Annotated in this window: 1 protein-coding gene; it reads right to left on the bottom strand. The window is 35.6% G+C overall.

Annotated features, from left to right (window positions below):
- Positions 1 to 97: 97 nt before the first annotated feature.
- Positions 98 to 1,831 carry an IS1634 family transposase gene (locus BMY18_RS20620; RefSeq protein ID WP_092458510.1) on the bottom strand — a complete coding sequence of 578 codons (1,734 nt, stop codon included), beginning with the start codon at positions 1,829 to 1,831 and terminating at the stop codon, positions 98 to 100.
- Positions 1,832 to 1,965: the final 134 nt, after the last annotated feature.

Consider the following 1,965-nt stretch of genomic DNA (forward strand, 5'->3'; position numbering starts at 1 on the left):
CTCACGTTTGACAGTTAGAGAAGAGTAAAAAGCTTGGAAGCCCCATAAACAGGGAACTCCAAGCTTTATTTATTGTGAAAAAAGTGCGTACTTTATTCTACTTTTTCGTGGATTTAAATATTTTTTTCATTTGTGTAGTGCTAATGATCTGATAATCAGTTCGAAAATCAAAAGCCTCGTGAAGTGTATCTGTCAAATCTGTTCTTGTATAGGTTGGAATATATCCCTCTGTTTGCACTTTGAAGAAGTTCATGTTTCGCAACGTATTTATGATATTGCTGCTCGTATATTTGTTATCTAGTCGTTTTTCTAAGTATCGATGGATTACAAGTGCCAAAAAGCAGGTGGTGAAATGAGCTTTGATTCTATCATCTCGACTCAGGTATACCGGCCTTGCCTTGAAGTCCGTTTTCATAATGCGGAAACATTCTTCGATTTCCCAGCGATTGTGATTTATTTTGGCGATAGCTGGTGCGTCGTCCTCTAGGTTTGTACATACGGCATAAAAACCATCATAGGACGATTCGAAAATAATAGCATCCTCGTTAAGATTGTACACTTCTTTGTCTGCGACTTCGCCATCAGGTGTAATTCCCGTCTTGGATATAAAACGCTTGCAATCATTAGCGTTATATTTCTTTAAAGAAGAAGGGTTGTTCTCCATGATTTTTACAGCACGTTCTACTTGCTTGTCTCGGATTTGTTTTTGATAAAACTTATATTTTAAACAAAAAGTGATAATTAATTTTTGTTCTAGGCCATCCTCATTGATCCATCGTTCTTTGTAGAATGTACAAGTTCTATATTTCTCAATGCTTTCTTCTGATTCTTCTAACTTACTGATATCATATTTTTTAGTGCTTCCCTCTAATGACCATCCCTCGTTCGAAAGCGCCCATTCTTTTAGGTGCTTCTTTAGCTTTTTTACAGACTGAGTTGTAATGAAAGAGCGCTCATTTACGTTATTAAACTTACGGTTATTTGTAGAAGAAAGTCCTGCATCCGTACAGACAATAAACTTTGATAAAGAAAAATCCTTAATTATCTGTTCTTCTAACGGTTTTAAAGTGAGCTGCTCATTCGTGTTGCCAGAGTGAATGGAAAATGCGAGAGGAATTCCGTCTCCATCCATAAACAAACCCATCTCCACAATCGGATTTGGCCTGTGTTCCTTGGAAGGCCCGTATTGTTTTAATCCATCCTCTTGTTCGATTTCAAAAAAATAATTCGTGCAGTCATAGTAAAGTATCTTATCATTTCGCTTTGAAATGGACAGACTATTTTTATAAAGCTCTGATTGAATGAAATCAGCTTCCTTGGTAATAAAACCAAGTGCTCGGTAAATATGTTGTAGTTCAAAGTTTGGCTGCTCTAGAAAAGAATTCGAAAGTTGAAACGTTCCGAGTTTTGAAGTTGGGAAAATAATTCTTCCATAAGTCAACCGAGAGAGTATCGAATTCAAGTCAAAAGTAAATTTATACTTTTCTGAAATATCATTACAGATGCGGTGAATTCCAAGCTCATGATATAGCTTTTGTAAAAAAAGATACCCACCATTGTAACAATGCTGCTCATCTTTTGTGAGAAGTGTTGCTTGCTGAAAGGGAACAAGGACTTTTCTACTTTGTTCTTTTTCTTTTCGATTCAATTCTTTAATATATTCGTTTGCCCATTCATAAGGATCTGCTCCATGAAGCTTTTCTCTTAGTTCTGCTTCGGTTCCAAGTTTTTCAACTATCTTCGAAGAGTTGGACTGCGTTTTGGGATTGTAAATTGATTTAATTACATAAAGAGAAGCTGAATTTTTTGATTTAGTAACTTTTAGTCTCATTGTATTATCACCTCGTCCTTATATTATAACACAGTGCGACAAAGTGCGCTACTATAAATTGAAAAAAAGACAAAAAAATATAGACTTTTCAAGGCCTATAGCAATTTTTAGTCTATGCAACTGTCAAAGACCCG

This window comes from [Clostridium] fimetarium, assembly GCF_900111235.1.
Lineage (GTDB): Bacteria > Bacillota > Clostridia > Lachnospirales > Lachnospiraceae > Clostridium_N > Clostridium_N fimetarium.